This window comes from Paraciimarium castrense LEGE 11436 (genome assembly GCF_056633055.1).
Genome location: NZ_JBSJOW010000002.1, coordinates 93609 through 116344 on the forward strand (window position 1 = coordinate 93609; position 22736 = coordinate 116344).

The window sequence follows — 22736 nt, forward strand, 5'->3', positions numbered from 1 at the left end:
TCAATGGATGGGTCCGTTATCCACCTGCAGGTGAGCCCTCTTGCCAGCATAAGCTCCTCGCCATGTTCTGCCGGCAAAGTCGATTCCTTGCCAAAGCAGGCTTTTGAGGCAGAAGCTTTATTGCCCTGGCAGCTTATGCGGACCCGTTAACGCAATGTTCCTTTCGCTACCGATGGCTGGTGGACTGGCCGGTCAGCACCCGGGGCTGAACGGCGCCACCGGAGCAATGCGAGGGTTATGCCCGCCCACTTGATTGGCCCGCAGCACCAGGGCCGTGGCCCCCTGATCGAGGAACACCTTCAGCACCGACTCGCAGGCCAGGCGTGGCAGCAGCGAACGCCAGCTGCCGAGGCCCTGGAGCAGATCGTGCAGGGGCTGGTCGTCGAGGCTGCTGCCGAGCTGAAACGACCCCCGCTGCCAGTCGCCGCGCATGGGCGGCACCGGCAGCAGCCGGCCCCGCAGGATGCGCTCCAGCTCCAGCAGGCTGGCCAGGCGTGTGGCCTGCTCGGGATGGCGCTGCTCCCAATCCTGCAGGCGCTGCGGCTCAGCGCCGCGGATGTCGCGGTTCAGATCGCGGATGGCGGCGAACAGGGCCAGGTTGGAGTCCTGGGCGCAGTTGTGGGCCGGCCCCACGAAGCTGCCGCCGCTGCCGTCGCCGATGCGGTAGCGGGCCATCATCGCCGTGAGCTGGCGGCCGAAGGCCTCCAGCGGAGAGCGCTGCCGCTCGGCGCCCGCTGGCCCGAGGCTGTAGCTGCCCGTGAAGGGCGGAAAGCGCACCAGAATGTCGGCCACGGGCCGGTAGCCCAGCCAGCCCCACTGCCGCTCGCCGAGATAGCGCCAGCGGTCCTGGGCGCCGGCCACGACGCCATCGGGGTTGTGGGCATACACCTGGCGGTAGTCCACCGCCACGGAGAGCTCGCCGCCGGCCAGGGGATTGCGCAGCACCCTGCCGAAGCCGTAGGCGAAGTGGCCCGTGCAGAGGCCGCCGCGCAGGGCCTGCTCCCGTTGCTCGCCGCCGATACCGCCGAACACGTGCAGCACCAGCAGCCGGTCGCCCTCCTGCCACTCGGCTAGCAGCGCCTGTCCATCGGTCGTCTCCCCACGGCGCCCCGCGATCAGCACCGAGCTGGCGGCGCCGGCGGTGGTGTCGCCCCAGGCCTGGTGACGCAGGTAGCGCCAGGCAGCGCGGCGCTGGGGGATCAGCCGCTGGGGGGCCAGCCGCCGCAACCGTCGCGGCAGCAGCGCCTGCACCACAAAGGCGCCACTGCCGTCTGGCACCCCGCTCACCTCCCAGCCCTCCTGGTTGAGCTCCCCCTCCGCCAGCCCAGTGGCGCAGGCGGGCAGGATGCCCTCCGCATTGGCCACCGGCTGGGGAAGCCTCAGCCGCAGTGGCGGCCCCGTGAAGGCGCCGCAGGCCGGATCGAACACCAGCGCCTCCCAGGCGTCGCCCTCCAGGGGTCTCACGAAACGCACCAGGGCCCTGGCCAGGCCGGCGGTCTGCAGCGGTTCGGCGCTCACCTCCAGCTGTAGCGGCTCGCCCTCCGCCGCTGGCGTCCTGTCGTGCAGCACGGCCACCGGTTCAGGCAGCCGCACCAGGATGTCGTCGTGGGGATGGGCCCCGGCCAGCGACTCCAGCGGCGTCACCTGGACCCAGCCATCCAGCCGCAGCGGATGCAGGTTGCCGGAGCGGGCGCTGTCGCGGGCCTCATCGCTGAAGCACACGTCCATGGTCACCTGGGCCATGGCTGGATCCCGCCAGCGCAGGGCGGCGATGCGGCCGCAGCAGTGGCCCCAGCCCGGCGGCGTCTGCAGCACCTCGAAGCCCACGGAGCCATCGCGCCTGGCCGCCTCCGGCAGGATCAGCCGGCCGATCCAGTGGGGCCGCCTCTGTAGACGCGGATCCGGCAGGGGGGCCAGGTCGCGGCGGGCATCAGGCCGGTGCCAGGGGTTGGTGATGAAGCGGCTGTAGTTGCCGCCGGCCGCCGCCAGGGCCGAAGGGCCGCCGTCCGGGGTGGCGAGGATGGCGCTCACCAGGTCCACGGTCTGTTGCATGGGCGTGCGTCCATCGGGGAGGGTGAGCCGGGTTTCCATCACCCCGCCCGGCAGCTCATGGCCCACCGGCCCCAGCGGCACCAGGCTCACCCGGCCGCGTTGCAAGGCCCGGTTCCAGGGGGAGAACAGATAGATCGGCCAGCGACGCGGAAACAGGATCGAGCCCAGGGGTGCCACCCGGTCGCGCGCGCCCACCAGATGGAAGAGGTGCTCGGCCTGCAGCACCCGGTTGTTGCCCGCGAACACGCCGGCCAGGGAGATCACCTGCACCGGCGCGGCGAGCATCTGGCGCACATGGGGCAGGGCGCCGAGGGAGATCTGGCCGCCGCCGCTGAAGCCCAGCAGCGTCACCGGCGTGCCGCTGCCTGGGGCATAGCCGTTGGCCAGCAGGGAGCCCACGATCAGTTCCGCCATGCCGGCGTTGTAGAGCGGGCCATAGCGGCCATCGGCCGACACCGCCACCACGGTGAGGTTGCGCAGGTTCACCAGCAGCCCCAGCCAGGCCAGGGGACGGCGCACCCGCCAGGCGTCGACCCAGCGCCAGAACCGGGCCAGCCAGCGCCCCTCGGTGAGCGGCTGGTTGGTGATCGAGTAGGGCATGATCCCGCGCAGGATGGCGATGTCGCCCGGCAGGGCGGCCGCCAGCCGGCGCAGGAAGTCTTCCCCCTCCGGCAGGGCCTGCTGGGAGGCCTGGCCGATGCCGTCGAGATACACCACCCAGCGCCGCATGCTGCGGCCCTCCGCCACGGGCACCGCCAGCTGCCCCAGGCTGGAGGGGCCCTCCTCGGTGTCGCCGAACCAGCCGGCCCACCAGCCGAGAGCCTGGAGCGGTGCCAGCAGAGCGGCCACCAGAAACAGCACCAGGCCGATGCCGATCAGGTCCACCACCACCCCGAAGCTGCGCACCAGGGTGTGGCGGGCCAGGGCCAGCAGCAGGCCCGCGCCCGGCAGCAGCACGGCCAGGGCCAGCAGCAGGCCGCCCAGCAGCCAGCGGCGATGGCGACGCACCCACAGCCTCATCGCCGCTGCCGGGCGCGGGGGTCGGCATCCAGCAACACGCTCAGGGCGCGGCGGTCCTGCACCAGCTGCACCCCGGCGGTGCGGTTCAGCAGGCCGCGCCCCAGACGCATCAGCGGCTGACCGGCGCGGCGCTGCAGCAGCAGCATCACCAGCCAGCCGCCTAGCAGGGCGATGAAGGCCTGCCAGGCCCCCAGGCCGGCCACCTCCACCATCGCCACCACGAAGGCGACCGCCGTCCAGAGGGAGAGCAGCGTGAGCCAGGGCACGCCGAGATAGGGCAGGGCGCCGAGGAAGGCCAGCAGCTCCGGCGCATGGGCCACCCCCAGCGCCAGCACCACCGTGGTGGGGCTGATCGCCACGCCGAAGCCCAGGCGCGCCACCAGCCAGGTGCTCAGGGCCCAGAACAGAAAGCCCACCACCACCAGCACCGCCTCCACCACCAGGCTGAGGCCGAAGCGCAGCGGCGACACCCGATTCACAAACAGGATGAAGCCGTGGCCGATCGCCTGAGACAACCCGGCCAGCAGGGCGATCAGCACCCCCCACCAGGCCGACAGCTCGCCAGCGCCGAGTAGCCGGAAGGCGTCGGGCTGGAGGCGCAGGGTGTGCCCCACCAGCTCAGTGAAGGTGTCGATCACCTCACGGATCCACTTCAGAGGACACTCCCATCTCCAGGGCCAGCAGCTGGCTGGCCTCATCAGCAGGGGGGGCGTCCGCGTTCTGGGTGGGGTACAGCTTGCTCACCGCCACCACCATCAGCACCAGCGAGATGGCGATGGTGAGCACGCCGAGGATGACCTGCCGCAGATTGATCTCGGACATCATTCCAGGCCTGAACGCCAGCGCAGGGTCACCTGGGGAGGCTAGGTGCGGGGCCCGCGATCAGCGCCGTGCGGAAGGCGGCGGCATTGAGGATCGGTGTGTTGTGGTTCAGGTCGCCCACCACCACCAGCTCCGCCACGCCCGGCCGGAAGGCGCGGTGCAGGGCCCGGGCCCGGGTCACCGGCACCACCGCATCGAACTGGGCCGCCACGATCGTGGTGGGGGCCTGCACCAGGGGGGCTTCGGCCGCCGCCTCCCAGCGGTCGCGCAGCAGCAGGTCCACCGGCAGCCAGGGCATGGCGCCGCGGGCCACCGCCAGCAGGCTGTCGAACGGCACCAGCAGCACCAGCCGCTGCACCGGCTGGGTGGCGGCCAGGTGCACGGCGGGTCCGGTGCCCAGGCTCCGGCCCACCACGGTCACGGCGCTGTGGCGCCGGGCCACCTCGGCGTAGAGAGCCTGGGCATCAGCGCGCAGGGCCGCTTCGCTGGGGCTGCCCTCACTGCCGCCGTAGCCGCGGTAGTGGAGCAGGTAGAGCGCGGTGTCCGGCAGCAGGGCGGCCAGCTCGGCGCGGGTGAGCGACACGTCTTCGGCATTGCCGCCGAAGTAGATCAGCGCCTCTGGGCCGGGGTGGGGCCGATGGGCCACCAGCACCCGTTTCCCCTGCACCGGCAGCTCCAGTTGAGCGGTGGGGTCGGCGGCGGGCCGGGGAACGTAGATGAAGGAGCGCTGAGCCACGGCCATCAGCAGGCAGATCCCGCCGTAGCCCAGGGCCAACCAGCCAGCCCAGCCCAGCCAGCGCAGCAGAGGAGTGGCCAGGGCAGCCTCCAGGAGGGGTTACCAGCTTGGCGACTCACGGCCGGCGATGTCCCTGCCTGGGCTCGGAGCAGGAACTCCAGCCGGCTGAGGCCCCGCTGCTCAGCTCATGGTCTGGAGCGATGGGATTTCCTGCAGGGGGCCGCTGGATGCATCGTGAGCACGGGATGGATGGCCGTGAAAGAAAGACCTGGTACAGGGGTATTGCTACGGGAGGTGTGATGCCGTGGCCCGATAGTTCCGCCTAGCCGAGCTCATGGATCACGAAACAATAACCGCTTCCTGTCCATCAGGGGCCCATGGCTAGACTCTCTCAATAGCTACCATCGCGACCATGGCTGATCTTTTCGGCTTTCCTTTTACGAACAGGAGAGATCTGGCCATCTCCAATGACGGCTGGACGCTGGCTGCCCTCCGTACAGCGAATGCGAAGCGGGGGAACGACCTCATTCGCGGAACGTCGGCCACGGGTATTGGCATTGAGAACTTTGGGCGGATTCTTGCCAGCCAGGGAAAAGACAGGATTGAGGGTGTTGCTACTTCTAGTGCAGATGGCATCTCCAACGACAACGGCGCTGTGATTAGCCTGGGCGCGGGCAATGACCGCGTCGTCGGTACGGGTGGCTCTGATGGCATCTTCTGTGATGACGGCTCCAGGATTCTTATGGGGGCTGGAAACGACCGAGTGAGCGGTTTCACGACAAGTGATCAGGGCATCATCGTTGATGACGGATCTGCGATTGAAACGGGTTCAGGTAATGACCGCGTCATCGGTAGCGGCAGAAATGATGGGATTGAATGTGATGACGGATCCGTCATCAGCACAGGCTCCGGTAACGATCGAGTTATTGGAACGGCACAAAGCAGCTCAACCTGCAATGGAATAGAGCTGGAAGATGCTTCCACAGTTTCAACAGGTTCTGGCAATGATCGTGTCATCGGGAGCGCCACCAGCACGTCATCGGGCACTGCCTTTGGCATTCAAAACGATGTAGGCTCACGCATCGATACTGGCAACGGCAATGATCGAGTCACCGGACAGGCGATGGCTGGCGGCTCAGCAGTTGCCAGGGGCATCGATAACGATTCCGGTGCGAGGATCATTACCGGCGCCGGCAACGATAGGATCACAGGCCAGGCCACTGGGCCCGGAAGTGACAACCACGGCATCCGCAACAACGGCTTGATCGACACCGGCAAGGGCAATGACCGGGTGAACGGCCTGATCGGTGGCTTCAGTGGTTCGGGCTCCACCGTGATGGGCAAGGGCAAGGACACCCTGACGGGATTCGGCACCGGCAACTTTGATGGCGGTGGCGGCAACAAGGACAAGATCGAGCTGGGCACCGGCACCTACAGCATCGACCGGGCGGCCGGCACGATCACCAGCGGCGGGGACACCATGAACATCCAGCGTTTCGAGCGCATCGGCGGCACCCGCGGCCGCTCCTTCGCGCTGCGCACCGGCACCCTGGATGTGAATGGGGCCGGGGTGGCCAGCTTCTTCTGAGCTCAGTTCAGCTGCAGCTCCTGCTCCAGCTTGGCCATCACCACATCGGCCACGTGCTTGATCCGGTAGCGGCAGGCCTGGGTTTCGCTGGCGCGGAAGCTGCCGGTTTCCCAGTACTTGTTGCTGCCGGCTCCGCCCCCGCACAGGCCGAAGTAACCGCAGCTGCTGCGGCAGGCCTCAAGGCCCGCCTGCATGTCGTCCCACATCTGCACAAAGCGCGGATTGCTGCAGGCCGAAGCGAGGGAATCCGTGCGCACATTGCCGAGGTTGAAGCGGCCGTAGCTGGTGTCCACGGACAGCAGCTCTGGATCGAAGGTGGAGAAGTTGCCGGCGTGATCCACACTCACAATGGCCATCGGCCGGTTGAGATCGGAGTGATCCACCCGCGAGCGGCTGGCAATGAAGGCATAGAGCTCTTCAAATTCACGGATCCGCAAGGCCCCATTCGCCTCCGCCACCCGTTCCCACACCCGTTCCAGAAAGCGGCGGTAGAGCTGCTCACAGGGCTCCCCGCTGAGGCTGGAGCGCTCATGCACGCCCTCCGTTTCCTCCATGTTGAAGCCCACCTCCTGGATGCCATGGTCCAGATAGAAATCCACCAGGGCATCGGCGTGGTGGAGTGAGGCCTCGGTGAGCACACTGATCACCGAGAAGGGAATCCGGGCCTCCTGCAGGCCCCGAATGCCCCGCAGGCTCTCGGCATGGCTGCCAAGGCCCAGCCGGTTGCGGCGGTGACGATCGTGCAGGAAGGCCGGCCCATCCAGGCTCACGCCCACCTCGATGCCATGGCGATCAAACAGGTCGCACCAGGCGCTGTTGATCAGGGTGCCATTGGTCTGCAGGGCCTGCACCACCGCCAGCTCTGGGTAGGGGGCCAGCATCTCGGCCAGAACCTCACTGGCTCGTTCGTAGAAGGAGGGCGGCCGCGTCAGTGGCTCGCCCGCATGCCACAGCAGCGTGAAGCCCTCGCCCAGAAAGGGACTTTCCAGCACCCGCTGCAGGATCGGCCGCAGCAGGTCTTCCTCCAGCAGCAGCCGGCGCTGGCGCTCCGGCAGATAGCAATAGGAGCAGTCGAGATTGCAGAGGGATGTGGGCTGGATCACCAGCAACCGGATCGGCCCGAACGGAGTCACGGGCACGGGCTCACCAGTTCACGAATCCCACGCCAGGACGGGCCGCATTCACGAAGCCCCCGCCCCGGTAACCCCCGCCGCCATTCACAAAACTGCGGCTGCCGCCGTAATAGCCATGGTTGTTGACGAAGCCCCGGTTGACGCCATTGGCGAATCCCCGGCCTGGTCCGCCGTTCACGAAGCCGCGGGCCAGCCTGGAATCAGGCTCCGGCGCGCTGCCGCGGCTGAAGCGCTCCATCAACGCCAGGCTGATGCGCTCCAGCCTCGCTTCCACCTCCACCCCAGCGCTGCTGGGCCGTGAGCTGCGGGCCATCGCCGGTTGCGCCAGGGCCGCGAAGGCCAGCAGCAGCAGGAGCAGGGAGGAGCGGGGCATGGTGAGGAGGGGAAGGACGGGGGCTGCAGGGACGACGGCGGTGGAAGGCGGCTCGCCCTCAGGAGTGCTCAGGGCTGGGCCGTGATGGCCAGGCGCTCGTGGTTGAGCAGCACGCTCTCGAAATAGAGGGCGATCATCTCTTCCGGCAGGCCCAGGTCACTGTCCGGCCCCAGCCAGCGGTTCACCCGCGCCCGGGTGGCCTGATCTCCGTTCACATAGCCCTGCAGCATCTTGGCGATCGCCAGGTTCACCAGATTGCGCAGGGTGGAGTTGTTCTCCGGCATGGCACAACCCACCGCGTAGCGGTTCAGCGGCTGGGTGGGCACCAGGGCGACCCCTGGGACCCCGTCAGAGCCTGCCGCTGCGGCCAGCAGCAGGGAGTCGCCGGCAACGGCATCGAGCTGGCCCCGGCCCAGGGCCGCCACGGCGCCGCTGAGGTCGGGCTGGCTCACCAGCCGGGCACCCGGCTGCATCGCCTTGATCGTGGCCTCACCCAGGCTGCCGCTGATCACGCCGATCCGCTTGCCCGCCAGGGAGGCCGGCGTGCCGTCGAGGGCGCTGCCCTTGGTGAGCAGGCGGATGCCCGAGAGGGCGAAGGGAATCGAGAAGTCCACGAACATCTCCCGCTCCCAGGTGAACTGGGCGCCGCACATCAGATCGATGTCGCCGTTGTGTACCTGGCGGAACAAGGCGGCCTGGTCGGCACTGGTTTCACTCACCACCAGCACCGGTTTGCCGAGATAGCTCGACACCTCGGCGGCGATCAGCCCCGCCACGTCGATCACGTAGCCCTCCAGCTGGCCATTGGCGCCGCTGCTCATGAACGGGGGCGCCTTGCCGATCACACCTAGGGCAAGCTCACCGGTGCGGGCCGCCCGTTCGATCGAGGTTTCAGCCAGCACGGCCGAGGGCACGGCCACCAAGCTGAGTGCGGCTGCCGCGGCCAGCAGCCTCTCCAGGGGGCGCTTCAGCCTGCCCATGGGGCCAGAACCAAGCATCGGGGGGTGGCAGGGATCCTCAGAGCATGCACCGCAGGCGCTGCATTGGCAACGGGCTGGTCAGCACTGTGATCTGGCGTGATGTGGTCAGAGTTGGCGCGGCGCGGAGCGCACCCGCTCCGGTGGTTCAGATCACCTTGTGGTGCCTCACCTGGAGTTCAGTGCCCACCTGGAGTTTTTTGTTGTGGAGATCCAGCCCTCGCACTGAGGCCACCTCGCCCTGGAGGCCCTGGGCGGCCATCTGTTCCGCGAGTTGTTTGATCAGCTCGATTTCCACCTTGCTCTGGTCGAATCCGCTGGGGGTGAGATCAGCCAGAAATCGGCCGATCCGAGAAGCCACGACGTCGGAAGGATTGCTCACCTTGATGACGATCATCGGGCCTTGGTACAGGACCCCGATCCTAATTCGGCGTTGCAGAGAGAAGTGTTCAGGTTGGCAGTTCAGCGCAGACCCAGCGCCCTGAGCATGGCGCCATGGCACAGCGCGCCATGGGAGCAGTAGGGCACCAGGCGGCCGTTGATGCGAGCGCCACTGGGGACGGGCGCCGCAGCCGGTGCCTGGGCATTGGCGGCTGGTGCGGGCGCGGGCGCGGGCTCGGGCGGGGGCACCATGTCACCGGAGGCGGCTCCATTCAGGGCATTGAATGCCGCCATGTTTTGCTGCACCCGATTGACGGTGGTCTGGGCGCCTGGCACTGGCACGGTGTTGAGGCTGCCCTGGATCGCGGCGGCACCGGCGCTGCCGGCGAGACCCTGGGAGAGGGCTGCGGTGGGAGCGCACAACGCCGCCGTCAGCAGCAGACGCGGCCAGACATGACGAGAACAGAAGACCATCAGTTGGAAGGAAACCGGCGCAGCCACCGAACGGCAGGGCGCCTCAGTGCTCTTCCCCCATCCTGAACCAGATCAGGGCTGAGCGGTACGACTGCTACCGCTGTAGTTGCTCCAGGCCTTGAGCGCATCGAGGCTCTGCACCCCCTCCAGCCGTGGTTTGCCCTTCAGATCCCAGGTGGGGAAGGCACGCACCTCTGCTGCCTGGCAGCGCTGGCGCCCCTCGTCGCTCTTGTCGCACTCCACGTAAGGAAGGCTGTTGCCGGCCTCCTTGCCGAACAGATTTTTCTGCTGGAAGCAGGCCGGGCACCACCAGGCGCCGTAGAAGATCGCTCCCTGGGCCGCCAGGTGGGTGCTCAGCGAACGCTGCTCCGCCGTGGAGTTGTTCAGAGCTTCGCCCACGTGGGGGGAGGTGGACTCTGAGCGCGCCACCGAGTTGCCACGGGCATCGGCGCAGGCGGTCCCCGCAAGCCCCAGCAATCCCAGGGCCAGGCTGGCGAGCAGGGCCGAGCGTCGAGGGGGAGCGATCACCTGGGGCGCAACCAATGCCTCTGCAGCGTAGGTGTGCTGCCCTGCTGCTGGCTCGGCCCCGTTCGGGCTTCCGCCCAGGTCTTTGGCGCCGAATCGCCGCTGCGGCTGAGAGACTGAAGCCACAGATGGCCCGGATTCCGTCCATCCACTCCGCCTTCCAGCCTGCCTTCGAGCCCCAGTTGATGACCGCCAACGGCTACCGCGACTACTTCAAGGTGCTGGGTGTGGAGCGGGGCGCCGATGCCGACGCGATCAAGCGTTCCTTCCGCAAGCTGGCTCGCCAGTACCACCCGGACGTGAATCCCGGCGACAAGAGCGCCGAGGCGCGTTTCAAGGAGATCAGCGAGGCCTACGAGGTGCTCTCTGACCCGGACAAGCGTCGCCGCTACGAGCAGTTCGGCCAGTACTGGAGCCAGGCCGGCGCCGGGGCTGGCGTGGGTGGCATGGATGTGGACTTCGGCCGCTACGGCAACTTCGACGATTTCATCAATGACCTGCTCGGCCGCTTCGGGGCCAGCGGCGGGGCTGCCGGCGCCCCGGGGGGCTTTGGTTTCGGCAGTGGTTTCCCAGCCGGTTTCGGGGGCAGTGGCTTCGGTTCCGGTGGCTTCGCCGGCCCCGGCGGCCGCGCTGCGGCGGTGAACCTCGATGCCGAGGCCAATCTCTCGCTGGGCTTGTCTGATGCCTTCCGGGGCTGTGAGCGCACCCTGGCGGTGAACGATGAGCGGGTGCAGGTGCGCATCCCGGCCGGCGTCCGCCAGGGCAGCCGCCTGCGGCTCAAGGGCAAGGGCAACCTGCAGCCCGGCACCGGCCGTCGCGGCGACCTCTACCTCAACCTCCAGATCCAGAGCCACCCGGTGTGGAAGCTCGATGGCGACCAGTTGCGCTCCGAGCTGCCCCTCAGCCTCGATGAACTGGCCCTCGGCGGTGAGGTGAGGGTGGCCACCCCCGATGGCGAGGCCTCCGTGCAGGTGCCGCCGGGCATGACCCTCGGCCGCAGCCTGCGGCTCAAGGGCAAGGGCTGGCCCCTCAAGGACGGCCGCGGCGACCTGTTGCTCACCCCCGTGCTGCGCCTGCCCGAGACCCTCAGCGAGGAGGAGCGGCAGCTGCTGCAGCAGCTGCGCAGCGCCCGCAGTGCCGACCCCCGGGCCGGCTGGATGGAGGCGGCCAGGCTCTGAGGTCGGCCTCCATCCTGCCGGCGCCTGGGTGCCGGCCTGCCCCTCCCTAGGATCCGCCCCAGCACATCTGGTTCCATGGAGCTCAGCTACCGCCCCCGCCGACTGCGCCGCACCCCGGCCCTGCGGGCGATGGTGCGGGAGCACCAGCTCAGCGCCGCTGACTTCATCTACCCGCTGTTCGTGCATGAGGGAGCCACGAACGAGCCGATCGGCGCCATGCCCGGCTGCCAGCGCTGGAGCCTGGAGGGGCTGGTGGAGGAGGTGGGCCGCGCCTGGCAGCTGGGCATCCGCTGCGTGGTGCTCTTCCCCAAGGTGGCCGATGGCCTCAAGACGGAAGACGGCGCCGAGTGCTTCAACGAGCACGGCCTCATCCCCCGCGCCATCCGCCGTCTCAAGGAGGTGCACCCGGAGATGGCGATCATGACCGACGTGGCCCTCGATCCCTACTCCTGCGACGGCCATGACGGCATCGTCAGCCCCGAGGGCGTGGTGCTCAACGACGAGACCGTGGAGATCCTCTGCCGCCAGGCCGTGGCCCAGGCCCGCGCCGGTGCCGACCTGATCGGCCCCAGCGACATGATGGACGGTCGTGTCGGCGCCATCCGCGAGGCCCTCGATGAGGAGGGCTTCGAGCATGTGGGCATCATCAGCTACACGGCCAAGTACGCCTCCGCCTACTACGGCCCCTTCCGCGAAGCCCTCGATTCCGCTCCAAGGGCGGCCCCGGGCAAGCCGATTCCCAAGGACAAGAGCACCTACCAGATGGATCCGGCCAATGGCCGCGAGGCGATCCTGGAGGCCCAGCTCGATGAGGGTGAGGGGGCCGACATCCTGATGGTGAAGCCTGGGCTGGCCTATCTCGACATCATCCACCGGCTGCGCGCCGAGAGTGAGCAGCCGATCGCCGCCTACAACGTGAGCGGCGAATACGCCATGGTGAAGGCCGCCGCCGAGCGGGGCTGGATCGACGAGCGGGCCGTGGTGCTCGAAACCCTGCTCTGCTTCAAGCGGGCCGGAGCCGATCTGATCCTCACCTACCACGCCTGCGACGCCGCGGCCTGGCTGCGGCAGGCCTGAGGCCGCCACGGCGGGCCATCCGCTCTCGAGAGAATGGCGTCCACGTTCTCCGTTCCCACTCCGCATCCCACGGAATGTGTTGCCATGGCCGGCTCCGATCGAGCGCCCCTCCCCTCCGAGCGTTCCCCGACGGCTGCCCGGAGGGATCCAGGCGGCGCTGCCGCTTCCCACCGCCTCGGCCATGTGGCCCTGAGGGTGCAGGACATGGAGCGGGCCACGGCCTTCTATGTGGGCCTCGGCCTGCGGCTCACCTGGCAGGCCGAGGACTGGGCCTACCTGCAATGGCCCGGCAGCGGCGAGGGCATCGCCCTGCTCAGCCCCACCTACACGGCTGCCGGTCCCCACATGGCGCTCCACTTCCGCGATCGCGCTGAGGTGGATGCCCTGCATGGCGCCCTCAGCGCCGCCGGCCACGCCTGCGGTCCGGTGCATGACCACCGCGACGGCACGGCCAGCTTCTACCTGCGCGATCCCGAGGGCAACTGGCTCGAGATGCTCTACGAACCCCCCGGCGGCATCCCCAGCAATGTGGCCGGCCAGGCGCCCATTCCGCCCCCGTTGCCGTGAACGGCAGAGGGCCTGAGCTGCTGAGCGGCATTGAGCAGGAGGCGCTTGAGCTGTTGGAGTGGCCGCGGCTGGCCGAGCAGCTGGCGGGGTTCGCCAGCACCGTGGCCGGCCGCAACCACTGCCTGGAGTTGCCCCTGCCGGCCAGCCTGCCGGAAAGCCGCGCCCTGCTGGCCGAAACCACGGAGTTGCTGGGCCTCGACGGCCTGCTGGAGGGGGGCCTCAGCTTTGAGGGCGTCGCCGACATCGCCGCCCCGGTGCTGCTCTGCGCCAAGGGCGGCTGCGCGGCGGGCGAGCCGTTGTTGCAGCTGGCGGGCACCCTGGCGGCGGCCCGTCGCCTGCGCCGCCAGCTCGATGACCCCCAGCTGCGGCCGGTGTGTGCGGCGCTGGTGGCCGAGCTGCGCACCCTGCCGGAGCTGGAGCAGCGGCTGAGGTTCTGCCTCGATGAGGGTGGCCGGGTGGCCGATCGCGCCAGCCCCGAGCTGGCGGGGCTGCGCCGCCAGCTCCAGGCGGTGCGCAGCGATCGCCGCGATCGCCTCTCTGAGCTGCTGCGCCGCTACGCGCCCCTGCTGCAGGACACGGTGGCGGCCGAGCGGGCCGGCCGGCCCGTGCTGGCCGTGAAGGCCGGGGCCGCGGCCCGGGTGCCGGGGCTGGTGCACGACAGCTCCGCCTCCGGCAGCACGGTGTTTGTGGAACCCCAGGCGGTGATTGGTCTGGGCAACAGGCTCAGGGAGCTGGAGGGGCAGGAGCGGGAGCTGGAGCAGGCCGTGCTCAGGGAGCTCAGTGGCCTGGTGGGCCAGGAGGCCGAGGCGCTGGCACAGCTGCAGCAGGTGCTGCGCCGCCTCGATGCCGGCCTGGCCAGGGCCCGTTACGGCGCCTGGCTCGGGGCCGTGCGGCCCGAACTGGAGGCCGACCCCCTGGCGCCCTTCTCCCTGGTGGACCTGCGCCACCCGCTGCTGCTCTGGCAACAGCGGCGCCAGGGAGGCCACCCGGTGGTGCCCGTGACCCTCGTCGTGGCGCCGGAGCTGCGGGTGGTGGCGATCACCGGCCCCAACACCGGCGGCAAGACCGTGACCCTCAAGAGCCTGGGGCTGGCCGTGCTGATGGCCCGCGCCGGTCTGTTCCTGCCCTGCTCTGGCACGCCGCGGCTGCCCTGGTGCGGCCAGGTGCTGGCCGACATCGGCGATGAGCAGTCGCTGCAGCAGAACCTCTCCACCTTCAGCGGCCACATCCGGCGCATCGCCAGGATCCTGACCGCCCTCAGCAGCTCCGCCCCGGGCGCCTCCCTGGTGCTGCTCGACGAGGTGGGCGCCGGCACCGATCCGGTGGAGGGCTCAGCCCTGGCCGCCGCCCTGCTGCGCCACCTGGCCGAGCGGGCCCGGCTCACCCTGGCCACCACCCACTTCGGTGAGCTCAAGGCGCTCAAGTACGCCGATGCCCGCTTCGAGAACGCCTCGGTGGCCTTCGACGTGGAGACCCTCTCGCCCACCTACCGCCTGCAGTGGGGCATTCCCGGCCGCAGCAATGCCCTCGCCATTGCCCGCCGCCTCGGCCTCAGCGAGGCCGTGCTGGAGGAGGCCCAGAGCCAGCTCGGCTCCCTGGGCGAGGGGGAGGTGAACCAGGTGATCGTGGGCCTGGAGAGCCAGCGCCAGCGGCAGCAGGAGGCGGCTGAGGAGGCGGCCGCCCTGCTGGCCCGCACCGAGCTGCTGCACGAGGAACTGCTGCTGCGCTGGCAGCAGCAGCAGCAGCAGAGCGCCGAGCTGCAGGAACAGCGCCGCCGCGGCCTGGAGCGCTCGATTCGCCAGGGACAGCAGGAAGTGCGCCGCATCATCCGCCGGCTGCGCCAGGGGGGGGAGGCCAGCCGCCCGCTCGGAGAGACGGCCCGCCAGGCCGGCCAGCGGCTGCGGCAGCTGGAGCTGGAGCACCGGCCGGAGCCTGAGCGCCGCAACCATGGCGGCTGGATGCCGGGGGTGGGGGAGCGGGTGCGGGTGCTTTCGCTGGGCAAGGCCGGCGAGGTGCTGGCCCTGAGCGAGGCTGGCCGCGAGCTCAGCGTGCGCTGTGGCGTGATGCGCCTCAACGTGCCCCTGGAGGGCATCGAAGGCCTGAATGGCGAGAAGCCCTCGCCACCGCCGCCCCCCGAGGTGCAGGTGCGGGCCCGCTCGGGCCTCGGCGGCCGGGGCGCCGACGTGCGCACCGAGCGCAACACCGTGGACGTGCGCGGGCTGCGGGTGCATGAGGCGGAAGCCGCCGTGGAGGAGCAGCTGCGTCGGGCCAACGGGCCGGTGTGGGTGATCCACGGCATCGGCACCGGCAAACTCAAGCGCGGCCTGCGCGAGTGGCTGCGGGGCGTGGCCTACGTGGAGCGGGTGGACGATGCGGCCCAGGGTGATGGCGGCCCCGGCTGCAGCGTGATCCATCTGCGCTAGAGAGCCGCCGGGGCTAGAGATCCGGCAGGCTCAGGGCCGGCTGGCTCTCCGGCGCCAGGGCGTTGCCGGCGGCGTCGAACAGGCGCCAGCCTGCCGGCTCTGGATCGAGATGGATGGTGTGCCCCGCGGCCAGGCGCTCCTCCGGCGCCACCCGCACCTGCACCAGATGGTCGCCGGCCTCCAGCCGGCAGCTCAGCAGTTGCTCATTGCCCAGGGCCTCCACGTGCTGCACCTCCGCCGCCAGGTTGCGGTTCGTGGCCGGGGCCAGCCGCAGGTGCTCCGGCCGCAGCCCGGCGGTGAGCTCCTGGCCAGCCTTGGCAGCCAGCACCTCGGCCATGGGCCCCTCCACCGGCAGCTTGCGGCCCCCCAGCTGCAGCTGCCCCGCCGCCACGGCGGCGACCGGCAGCAGATTCATCGGCGGGCTGCCGATGAACTGGGCCACGAACAGGTTGGCGGGCCACTGGTAGAGCTCCAGCGGCGTGCCCAGCTGCTGCAGCCTGCCGCCATTGAGCACGGCGATGCGGTGGCCCATCGTCATCGCCTCCACCTGGTCGTGGGTCACGTAGAGGGTGGTGGTGCCCAGGGAGCGCTGCAGCTCCACGATCTGGGCGCGGGTGCCGGCGCGCAACTTGGCATCGAGGTTGCTGAGCGGTTCATCCATCAGGAACACGGCCGGCTGGCGGGCGATCGCCCGGCCCAGGGCCACCCGTTGCTTCTGCCCCCCGGAGAGTTCCTTGGGCAGGCGCTGCAGCAGCGGATCGAGTTCGAGGCTGCCGGCCACCTGGCGCACCCGGGCGGCGATCCGTTCCTCCCGGGGCGAGCGGACGCGCAGGGGGCGGGGCAGATGCTGGCTGGCCAGGTGCAGCCTGTCCTGCAGCTGCTGGATGGCGGTGCGGGGCCGGCTGCGCCGCAGCCCGAAGCTCAGGTTCCCGGCCACCGTCAGATGGGGATAGAGGGCATAGCTCTGGAACACCATGGCCACATCGCGCTGGGCCGGCCGCAGCCCCGTCACGTCGCGCTCCCCCACTGAGATCGTGCCGGAAGTGGGCTGCTCCAGCCCGGCCAGCAGGCGCAGCAGGGTGCTCTTGCCGCAGCCGGAAGGCCCCACCAGCACCAGGAATTCGCCGTCGCGCACATGCAGCTCCAGCTGCCGCAGCACCTCCACCGGCGCTCCGCCCCGGCGGGGTGGATAGATCTTGCCGACGCCGTGGAACCGAACCTCCGCCAAACCTGCTCCCACGTGGCCCGCTTTCAGCTGGAATCCTAGGTTTGGGCCATGCAGTTCATCGATCAGGCCCGAATCGCCGTCAAGGCCGGCCGCGGTGGCGATGGCATCGTGGCGTTCCGACGGGAGAAATACGTTCCAGCCGGCGGCCCCTCCGGTGGCGATGGCGGCCGCGGCGGCGATGTGCTGTTGCAGGCCGACGCCAACCTTCAGACCCTGCTGGACTTCCGCTACCGGCGCCTGTTCCAGGCCATCGATGGCCGCCGCGGCGGGCCGAACCGGCGCAGCGGTGCCGGCGGCGATGTGCTGCGCATCAAGGTGCCCTGTGGCACCGAGGTGCGCGACTCCCGCACCGGCATCCTGTTCGGGGATCTGACGGCCCCGGGCGATGAGCTGCTGGTGGCCCTGGGCGGCCGCGGTGGCCTGGGCAATGCCCACTACCTCAGCAACCGCAACCGGGCGCCGGAGAAGTTCACCGAGGGCAAGGAGGGCGAGGAGTGGCTGCTGCAGCTCGAACTCAAGCTGCTGGCCGAGGTGGGGATCATCGGCCTGCCCAATGCCGGCAAGAGCACCCTGATCTCGGTGCTCTCAGCCGCCCGGCCGAAGGTCGCTGACTACCCCTTCACCACCCTGGTGCCCAACCTGGGGGTGGTGCGCCGCCCCAGCGGCGATGGCACCGTGTTCGCCGACATCCCCGGACTGATCGCCGGGGCCGCCCAGGGCGCCGGGCTGGGCCACGACTTCCTGAGGCACATCGAGCGCACCCGGCTGCTGGTGCATCTGATCGATGTCTCCTCAGCTTCCGTGCTGGAGGACCTGAAGGTGGTGGAAACCGAGCTGAAGGCCTACGGTCACGGACTCAGCGAGCGGCCCCGGGTGGTGGCGCTCAACAAGATTGAGCTGCTGGATCCGGAGATCCTCAAGGGGGTTCAGGCGGATGTCATCGCGCACTGCCGTCCGGGGGGCAACAGCTTCAGGAATGGAATTCAAGAGGTGCTCGCCATTTCCGGAGCCACCTCCAGAAACCTGGAGCAACTGCTGGCCGTGGTGTGGCGAGAGCTCGACGCCGCCGCTGCCGTCCGAAGAGACCAGGAGGACGCTGTCGTGGTGGTCGGAGCTGAGCAGAAGCCAGAGGCTCTGGTCCTGGCAGCTCCTTCAGCCCTGCCGGAGGCCTGAGGGGCTCAGTCGTCGTAGACCCGGCACTCGGGGGCTTCGGGGTTCAGCTCGCAGTACACCTCAAGCGGGGAGGGGTCGTGGCTGTCTTCGGGGTGGTGGGCCTTGTACTCCTGGAGTCCCTTGAGCTCATCCTCGAGATGGCGGACCTTGCCGAGATTGCCGGAAGCTTTCGCCGCTTCCATCTCGGTCTGGTCCTTCTGGATGTGCTCGTCGATGTTGTTCATGCAGTTGCCGGCCGGGTCGGTCCGAAGCGCATTGACGCCCACCTTACGGGCCATGCAAGCCCGGATGCCTGCTGATCGTGGCTCTGTGGTGGGCCGCTGATGGAGCCCTGGCGCCGTCAGCCGACCAGCTCGCTGAGCTCGAGCCAGCGCTCCTCGGCCCTGGCGATGCGGCCGCTCAGCTCCGAGAGCTCCTGGGTCAGGGCCTCCAGGGCGGCGTAGTCGCTGCTCTCCTCGGCCATCCGCCGCTGCAGCACCCGGCAGTGCTCCTCCCACACGGGGAGATCGTGATCGATCTGGCTCAGTTCCCGGTTTTCCCGGAAGCTGCGCCGCCGCTTCTGATCCGGTTCGGAGCTGGTTGCGGCCTGGGGCACCGCTGGCGCGGGCTCAGCTGTCTGGGGCCCGTCCTGGGCTGATTGGTCGGCCTGTGAGGCCTCCGGCTTCGTCCGTGAGCTGTCCCGGGCCCTGCTGCGCCGTTGCTGCTGCTGCTCCAGGTAGGCGCTGTAGTTGCCCTCGAATCGCTCCAGCACGCCGTCATGGAAGGCGAACAGCCGGTCCACGCTGCGATCGAGGAAGTACCGGTCGTGGGACACCACCACCACGCAGCCGCGGAAGTCCTCGAGGAAGTCTTCGAGCACCGTGAGGGTCTGGACGTCCAGATCGTTGGTGGGCTCATCCAGCAGCAGCACATTCGGGGCCTCGATCAGCAGCCGGCAGAGGTGCAGCCGCCGCCGCTCGCCCCCCGAGAGCCTGCTCACCGGCTGGTGCTGCTGGGCCGGGGGGAACAGGAAGCGCTCCAGCAGCTGGGAGGCGCTGATCCGGCTGCCCTCCACCTCCACGCTGCTGGCCGCCTCGGTCACCACGTCGATCACCTTGCGCTCGCGGCCGGCCGCATCGCGCTCCTCTCCCAACACGTCGCTGTGCTGGTCGAAATAGGCCAGCTTCACGGTGGAGCCCAGCTCCAGGCGGCCCTCCTGCACCGGACGCCGCCCGGCGATCAGGTCCAGCAGGGTGGATTTGCCCGAGCCGTTGGGGCCGATGATCCCCACCCGGTCCTCGGGGCTGAAGTCGTAGCTGAACTCCCGCAGCAGCGGGGGCTCGCCCCGCTGGCGGCAGGCCTCGTTGGCCCAGATGCTCAGGGCCTCCGCCTCGATCGCCCGCTTGCCCAGCCGGCGCTGGTTGCTGGCCAGGCTCAGCTGGCCGCGGCTCTGGCGGCGTGGCGCCTCCTGCATCGCCTCGATCCGCTGGATGCGGGCTTTCTGCTTGGTGCTGCGGGCCTGGGGACCGCGCCGCAGCCACTCCAGCTCCCGCCGCAGCACCCCCTTGAACTTGGCCTCGCTGGATGCGGCTGAGGCCTCGTCCTCGGCCTTGCGGGCCAGGTAGGTGGCGTAGTTGCCGCCGTAGCTCCTGGCCTCGCCGCGGTCCACCTCCACGATCCGATCGGCCACCTGGTCGAGCACGTAGCGGTCGTGGGTGATCAGCACCAGGGCCCCGGGGAAGCGCCCCAGGTAACCCTGCAGCCACTGGATGCAGTCGGCATCGAGGTGGTTGGTGGGCTCGTCGAGCAGCAGCACATCGGGTTCGGCCACCAGGGCGGAGGCCAGGGCGAGGCGCTTGCGGAAGCCCCCCGAGAGCTCCCCCACCCGGCGCCCCACGCCGTCGACGCCGAGACGATCCAGCACCTCCCGCACCTGCTGCTCCAGGCCCCAGGCCTGGCTCTGGTCCATGCGGCTGTTCAGCTCGCCCAGCTCCGCCAGCAGGGCCGTGGCGTCATCGTCCCGGGCGTGGGCCAGAGCATCGCTCACCGCCGTGTAACGGCGCAGCAGGGCCAGTTTTTCGCCACTGCCCTCGAACACCTGGTCGAGCACGGTGCGCTCCGGATCGAGCACCGGGTCCTGGCTCACCAGCACGACGCGGGCCTGGGGCAGGGTGCGGCGCTGCCCGGCGCCGGGGGGCTCCTCGCCGGCCAGCAGCTTCAGCAGGGTGCTCTTGCCGGCGCCGTTGGGTCCGATCAGACCCAGGCGCTCGCGCTCGCCGATGTGCAGGGTGAGCTGCTCGAACAGGGTGCGGATGCCGAAGTCCTTGCGGACGTCCACCAGGCTGATCAGGCTCACGTCAGGCTCCGGCGCCCTGGCGGCGATCCTGCAGTGCCGCGAAGACGCTCTTGTCGCCCACATCCGCCGCGGCGGGCATGGGGAACTTGCGCAGGCAGAGCACCAGCAGCAGCGCCGCCTCGACGGCCAGCAGGCTGCCGCTGGCCGTCGGCGATAGCAGGCCGCTGAGCTGGCCGAGCAGGGCCAGGGGCAACAGCAGGGTCACGCCGATCGCCTCGGGCCGCTGGAAACAGAAGAACTCCTTGAAGCCGATCCCCGCCAGGGCCGCGAAGAAGGGCCCAACGGCCCAGATCCAGCGACCGTCGGCCTGCAGGGCCGCGGCCATCGCCCCCGGGCCGGCCTGGACCCCCAGGGCCAGGAAGCCCAGGCAGCCCAGCAGCCAGAAGGCCCGCAGGGCCTGATGCAGGGGTTTCAGATAGATGTGGATCCAGCGCAAGGCCAGCCCCAGGCCCGCTGCCATCGGCAGCAGCCAGGGCCAGAGCCAGCCATCCCCCAGCCAGCGCCACTGGGCCAGCAGGGCGATCTGAGCCAGGGCCACCAGCAGCAGGCTGAGCCGGTAGCCCAGCACCTCGCGGCGGTCCTCGGCCGTGATCGTGAACGGGCCATAGACGCCCTGGAACACCGGCTCCGCTGCGGAAGGCCCGGTGGGATCAATGGCTGAGTCCGTCATGGCGCCCCAGGTGCGGGTGGATCTCCCACCAGTGTGGCCAGGGGAGGGCCGGCCGGGACGATCCCCGAGGGATGCAGTGGAAACAGGGCTCCGAAGTAGTCCTGTCGCCAGGCGTCCGGCCAGCAGGTGTCCGCCACCCCGGGCAGGGCGTGGAAGCGCGAGCGCCAGCGCCACAGCGCCGGCAGCTGGTTCAGGGGCAGCCGGCTCACCCCGAACAGGGGGGCGTACACCAGCTCCAGTCGGATCAGGGTGGGGAACAGCTGCACATCGGCCAGGCTGGGGTTGGGACCGCTCAGCCAGGGGCTGGTGGCCTCGCTCTCACCCAGCTGCCGCTCGGCCTCGGCGAGGGTGCTGAACAGGGCGGCTTCGGCGCGGTCGTAGGCCTGTTGGTTGCGGGCAAAGCCGCAGCGGTAGACGCCGTCGTTCACAGCGTGCTGGAGCCGCTGCCGCCAGGCCTGGCTCAGCTCCTGCTGGGCGGCAGGGTCGAGGTCGCAGTCGCCGGGGGAGGGCCAGCGGTTGAGCAGTTCGATCAGCCGGGCGCTCTCGCCCACCAGCACCTCGCCCCGCCGCGGCGACACCAGCACCGGCACCGTCGCCCGCACCCCGGCCGGGGCCCCGCACAGGCGGTAGAGCTCCTGCAGGCTGTCGCAGCCCAGGAACGGCTGCCGGAAGCGCCAGCGGCCCGCCTCCGGATCGGGCTCCGCCACCTGCAGGCTGATGCTGCCGCCGAGCTGGCGCAGGCTCCACACCAGCCAGGCCCGGTGCGCCCAGGGGCAGCTCCTGCCCACGATCAGCACATGGCCGCCGGGTTCAGCGGCGTCCGGCGGCGGCGGAGGTGGGGAGGTGAACACCCCCTCAGGGCGGCGGTAGTTGCCGGCCGCATCGGCGGGCGCCAGGCCCCCCATCAGCTGCCGCCACTGCCACTGCCAGGCGCAGCGGGCGCTGCGCACCAGGATCGGTGCTGGTGCCATCGGCCTGCCCTCACTGCTGCTTCGACTCTGCGCCAGGCTGGGGCCAGACGCCAGGGAGAGGCCCGTGCAGGAGCGTTCAGGTCAGGCCGCCGGCGTGCTGGTGGTGGCGGGTACCCATGGCAATGAGCGCAATGCCCCCTGGCTGCTGGAGCACTGGCAGCAGCGCCCCGAAACCCTCGCCTCCGCAGGACTTCCCCTGCACCTGGTGCTCGGCAACCCCGCCGCCTACGCCTGCAACCGCCGCTACCTCGAGCGCGACCTGAACCGCTGCTTCAGCGGGTCGCTGCTGCAGGACCCCGCCGAGCAGGCCCTTGAAGTGCGCCGCGCCCGCGAGCTGATCGCCAGCCATGGTCCCAAGGGCAGCGCGCCCTGTGGGGCGGTGATCGATCTGCACAGCACCACCAGCGCCATGGGCAACTGCCTGGTGGTCTACGGCCGGCGCCCCGCCGATCTGGCCCTGGCCGCCGGCATCCAGGGCCGTCTGGGCCTGCCCATCTACCTGCATGAGGGGGATGCCAGCCAGACGGGCTTTCTGCTGGAGCAGTGGCCCTGTGGGGTGGTGATCGAGGTGGGCCCCGTGCCCCAGGGGGTGCTCCAGGCCCGGATCTGCCGGCAGACCCAGCTGGGGCTGGAGGCGGCCCTGGCGGTGCTGGCGGCCGCCCGGGCCGGCACGCTGCGGCTACCCCCCGAATTGGTGGTGCACTCCCATCTGGGCAGCCTCGATGTGCCCCGCCGCGCCGATGGCTCGCCCCGGGCCTGCATTCACCCGGCGCTGCAGTCGCGCGACTGGGTGCCGCTGCACGGTGGCGATCCCCTCTTCCTCGATGCCGATGGCACGGTGCTGCGCTTTGAGGCCGAGCAGAGCGGCGAGCCGCCTGTGGCGGTGTTCGTCAATGAGGCCGCCTATGGCGAGAAGGGCATCGCCCTGAGCCTCACGCAACGGCAGGTGTGGACCGTGCAGGAGTCCTGGGGGCAGGCCTTGCGGCAGCTGGCAGCCGGACTGGGTTCGACCTGAGCCCAAGGCGCAACCGGA

Annotated in this window: 22 protein-coding genes; 7 read left to right on the forward strand and 15 right to left on the reverse strand. The window is 69.9% G+C overall.

Annotated elements, in window-relative coordinates:
• Nucleotides 1–192: 192 nt before the first annotated feature.
• From ACWJIO_RS04310 to ACWJIO_RS04325, 4 genes are read right to left on the reverse strand one after another with little or no spacing between them, the layout of a single operon-like run.
• Nucleotides 193–3072, reverse strand: coding sequence for a hypothetical protein (locus tag ACWJIO_RS04310; RefSeq protein ID WP_480311649.1), 2880 nt, complete (start codon nt 3070–3072; stop codon nt 193–195).
• Entirely contained in the window at nt 3069–3710 is a 642-nt protein-coding gene (locus ACWJIO_RS04315) for a hypothetical protein (RefSeq protein ID WP_480311651.1), read from the reverse strand. Before ACWJIO_RS04315 ends, ACWJIO_RS04310 begins: the two co-directional genes overlap by 4 nt.
• A gap of 1 nt (nt 3711) precedes the next feature.
• A complete protein-coding gene (locus ACWJIO_RS04320; RefSeq protein ID WP_480311652.1) occupies nt 3712–3894 on the reverse strand; it encodes a hypothetical protein in 183 nt (60 codons plus the stop codon).
• Between the two features lie 28 nt (nt 3895–3922).
• Nucleotides 3923–4669 (reverse strand): alpha/beta hydrolase, encoded by a 747-nt coding sequence (locus ACWJIO_RS04325; protein WP_480311654.1) that lies wholly within the window; start codon nt 4667–4669, stop codon nt 3923–3925.
• 373 nt (nt 4670–5042) lie between these two features.
• Between ACWJIO_RS04325 and ACWJIO_RS04330 the strand changes: the two genes are divergently transcribed.
• On the forward strand, nt 5043–6218 hold the full coding sequence (locus tag ACWJIO_RS04330) for an autotransporter outer membrane beta-barrel domain-containing protein (RefSeq protein ID WP_480311656.1): 1176 nt from the start codon (nt 5043–5045) through the stop codon (nt 6216–6218).
• 2 nt (nt 6219–6220) lie between these two features.
• On the opposite strand, the gene grrM is transcribed toward ACWJIO_RS04330, so the two are convergent.
• The 6 genes from grrM to ACWJIO_RS04360 all read right to left on the reverse strand — a co-directional run bounded on the left by grrM (nt 6221) and on the right by ACWJIO_RS04360 (nt 10084).
• Nucleotides 6221–7357: a cyclophane-forming radical SAM/SPASM peptide maturase GrrM/OscB gene (gene grrM / locus ACWJIO_RS04335; protein WP_480311658.1), complete on the reverse strand. Its 1137-nt coding sequence runs from the start codon at nt 7355–7357 to the stop codon at nt 6221–6223.
• A gap of 4 nt (nt 7358–7361) precedes the next feature.
• Nucleotides 7362–7724 carry a GrrA/OscA1 family cyclophane-containing rSAM-modified RiPP gene (gene grrA / locus ACWJIO_RS04340; protein ID WP_480311662.1) on the reverse strand — a complete coding sequence of 121 codons (363 nt, stop codon included), beginning with the start codon at nt 7722–7724 and terminating at the stop codon, nt 7362–7364.
• A 68-nt stretch (nt 7725–7792) separates the two neighbouring features.
• Complete coding sequence (gene grrP, locus ACWJIO_RS04345; protein WP_480311663.1) at nt 7793–8704, reverse strand: extracellular substrate binding-like orphan protein GrrP; 912 nt, start codon at nt 8702–8704, stop codon at nt 7793–7795.
• A gap of 145 nt (nt 8705–8849) precedes the next feature.
• Nucleotides 8850–9098: a hypothetical protein gene (locus ACWJIO_RS04350; RefSeq protein ID WP_480311665.1), complete on the reverse strand. Its 249-nt coding sequence runs from the start codon at nt 9096–9098 to the stop codon at nt 8850–8852.
• A gap of 65 nt (nt 9099–9163) precedes the next feature.
• Nucleotides 9164–9556 (reverse strand): hypothetical protein, encoded by a 393-nt coding sequence (locus ACWJIO_RS04355; protein ID WP_480311666.1) that lies wholly within the window; start codon nt 9554–9556, stop codon nt 9164–9166.
• A gap of 72 nt (nt 9557–9628) precedes the next feature.
• Nucleotides 9629–10084: a YbbN family protein gene (locus ACWJIO_RS04360; protein ID WP_480311667.1), complete on the reverse strand. Its 456-nt coding sequence runs from the start codon at nt 10082–10084 to the stop codon at nt 9629–9631.
• Nucleotides 10085–10266: 182 nt separating this feature from the next.
• Between ACWJIO_RS04360 and ACWJIO_RS04365 the strand changes: the two genes are divergently transcribed.
• From ACWJIO_RS04365 to ACWJIO_RS04380, 4 genes are all read left to right on the forward strand, one after another.
• Nucleotides 10267–11259, forward strand: coding sequence for a DnaJ C-terminal domain-containing protein (locus ACWJIO_RS04365; protein ID WP_480311952.1), 993 nt, complete (start codon nt 10267–10269; stop codon nt 11257–11259).
• A 75-nt stretch (nt 11260–11334) separates the two neighbouring features.
• Nucleotides 11335–12336, forward strand: a complete 1002-nt coding sequence (gene hemB / locus ACWJIO_RS04370; protein ID WP_480311668.1) for a porphobilinogen synthase — start codon at nt 11335–11337, stop codon at nt 12334–12336.
• A gap of 84 nt (nt 12337–12420) precedes the next feature.
• Nucleotides 12421–12903 carry a VOC family protein gene (locus tag ACWJIO_RS04375; RefSeq protein ID WP_480311669.1) on the forward strand — a complete coding sequence of 161 codons (483 nt, stop codon included), beginning with the start codon at nt 12421–12423 and terminating at the stop codon, nt 12901–12903.
• A gap of 20 nt (nt 12904–12923) precedes the next feature.
• Nucleotides 12924–15326 (forward strand): endonuclease MutS2, encoded by a 2403-nt coding sequence (locus tag ACWJIO_RS04380; RefSeq protein ID WP_480311953.1) that lies wholly within the window; start codon nt 12924–12926, stop codon nt 15324–15326.
• A 13-nt stretch (nt 15327–15339) separates the two neighbouring features.
• Here ACWJIO_RS04380 and ACWJIO_RS04385 read toward each other — a convergent pair whose 3' ends face one another.
• Nucleotides 15340–16554 carry an ABC transporter ATP-binding protein gene (locus ACWJIO_RS04385; protein WP_186700126.1) on the reverse strand — a complete coding sequence of 405 codons (1215 nt, stop codon included), beginning with the start codon at nt 16552–16554 and terminating at the stop codon, nt 15340–15342.
• 48 nt (nt 16555–16602) lie between these two features.
• On the opposite strand from ACWJIO_RS04385, the gene obgE reads away from it, so the two are divergent.
• Nucleotides 16603–17727: a GTPase ObgE gene (obgE, locus tag ACWJIO_RS04390; protein ID WP_480311670.1), complete on the forward strand. Its 1125-nt coding sequence runs from the start codon at nt 16603–16605 to the stop codon at nt 17725–17727.
• A 5-nt stretch (nt 17728–17732) separates the two neighbouring features.
• Here obgE and ACWJIO_RS04395 read toward each other — a convergent pair whose 3' ends face one another.
• The 4 genes from ACWJIO_RS04395 to ACWJIO_RS04410 all read right to left on the reverse strand — a co-directional run bounded on the left by ACWJIO_RS04395 (nt 17733) and on the right by ACWJIO_RS04410 (nt 21703).
• A complete protein-coding gene (locus ACWJIO_RS04395) occupies nt 17733–17951 on the reverse strand; it encodes a CP12 domain-containing protein (protein WP_480311955.1) in 219 nt (72 codons plus the stop codon).
• Between the two features lie 116 nt (nt 17952–18067).
• Entirely contained in the window at nt 18068–20062 is a 1995-nt protein-coding gene (locus ACWJIO_RS04400) for an ABC-F family ATP-binding cassette domain-containing protein (RefSeq protein WP_480311671.1), read from the reverse strand.
• A 1-nt stretch (nt 20063) separates the two neighbouring features.
• Nucleotides 20064–20732 (reverse strand): DUF2301 domain-containing membrane protein, encoded by a 669-nt coding sequence (locus ACWJIO_RS04405; RefSeq protein WP_193814693.1) that lies wholly within the window; start codon nt 20730–20732, stop codon nt 20064–20066.
• Nucleotides 20729–21703 (reverse strand): glutathione S-transferase C-terminal domain-containing protein, encoded by a 975-nt coding sequence (locus ACWJIO_RS04410; RefSeq protein WP_480311672.1) that lies wholly within the window; start codon nt 21701–21703, stop codon nt 20729–20731. Before ACWJIO_RS04410 ends, ACWJIO_RS04405 begins: the two co-directional genes overlap by 4 nt.
• A 64-nt stretch (nt 21704–21767) precedes the next feature.
• Between ACWJIO_RS04410 and ACWJIO_RS04415 the strand changes: the two genes are divergently transcribed.
• Nucleotides 21768–22718, forward strand: a complete 951-nt coding sequence (locus ACWJIO_RS04415) for an aspartoacylase (RefSeq protein WP_480311673.1) — start codon at nt 21768–21770, stop codon at nt 22716–22718.
• Nucleotides 22719–22736 lie beyond the last annotated feature (18 nt).

Bases quoted from the DNA above. Each gene is read 5' to 3' on its own strand.
- obgE (WP_480311670.1), top strand. From the start codon at position 16,603: ATGCAGTTCATCGATCAGGCCCGAATCGCCGTCAAGGCCGGCCGCGGT.
- grrA (WP_480311662.1), bottom strand. From the start codon at position 7,724: ATGCCCCGCTCCTCCCTGCTCCTGCTGCTGCTGGCCTTCGCGGCCCTG.
- ACWJIO_RS04365 (WP_480311952.1), top strand. From the start codon at position 10,267: ATGACCGCCAACGGCTACCGCGACTACTTCAAGGTGCTGGGTGTGGAG.
- ACWJIO_RS04405 (WP_193814693.1), bottom strand. From the start codon at position 20,732: ATGACGGACTCAGCCATTGATCCCACCGGGCCTTCCGCAGCGGAGCCG.
- ACWJIO_RS04375 (WP_480311669.1), top strand. From the start codon at position 12,421: ATGGCCGGCTCCGATCGAGCGCCCCTCCCCTCCGAGCGTTCCCCGACG.
- hemB (WP_480311668.1), top strand. From the start codon at position 11,335: ATGGAGCTCAGCTACCGCCCCCGCCGACTGCGCCGCACCCCGGCCCTG.
- ACWJIO_RS04350 (WP_480311665.1), bottom strand. From the start codon at position 9,098: ATGATCGTCATCAAGGTGAGCAATCCTTCCGACGTCGTGGCTTCTCGG.
- ACWJIO_RS04320 (WP_480311652.1), bottom strand. From the start codon at position 3,894: ATGTCCGAGATCAATCTGCGGCAGGTCATCCTCGGCGTGCTCACCATC.
- ACWJIO_RS04310 (WP_480311649.1), bottom strand. From the start codon at position 3,072: ATGAGGCTGTGGGTGCGTCGCCATCGCCGCTGGCTGCTGGGCGGCCTG.
- ACWJIO_RS04410 (WP_480311672.1), bottom strand. From the start codon at position 21,703: ATGGCACCAGCACCGATCCTGGTGCGCAGCGCCCGCTGCGCCTGGCAG.
- grrP (WP_480311663.1), bottom strand. From the start codon at position 8,704: ATGGGCAGGCTGAAGCGCCCCCTGGAGAGGCTGCTGGCCGCGGCAGCC.
- ACWJIO_RS04330 (WP_480311656.1), top strand. From the start codon at position 5,043: ATGGCTGATCTTTTCGGCTTTCCTTTTACGAACAGGAGAGATCTGGCC.
- ACWJIO_RS04395 (WP_480311955.1), bottom strand. From the start codon at position 17,951: ATGAACAACATCGACGAGCACATCCAGAAGGACCAGACCGAGATGGAA.
- ACWJIO_RS04355 (WP_480311666.1), bottom strand. From the start codon at position 9,556: ATGGTCTTCTGTTCTCGTCATGTCTGGCCGCGTCTGCTGCTGACGGCG.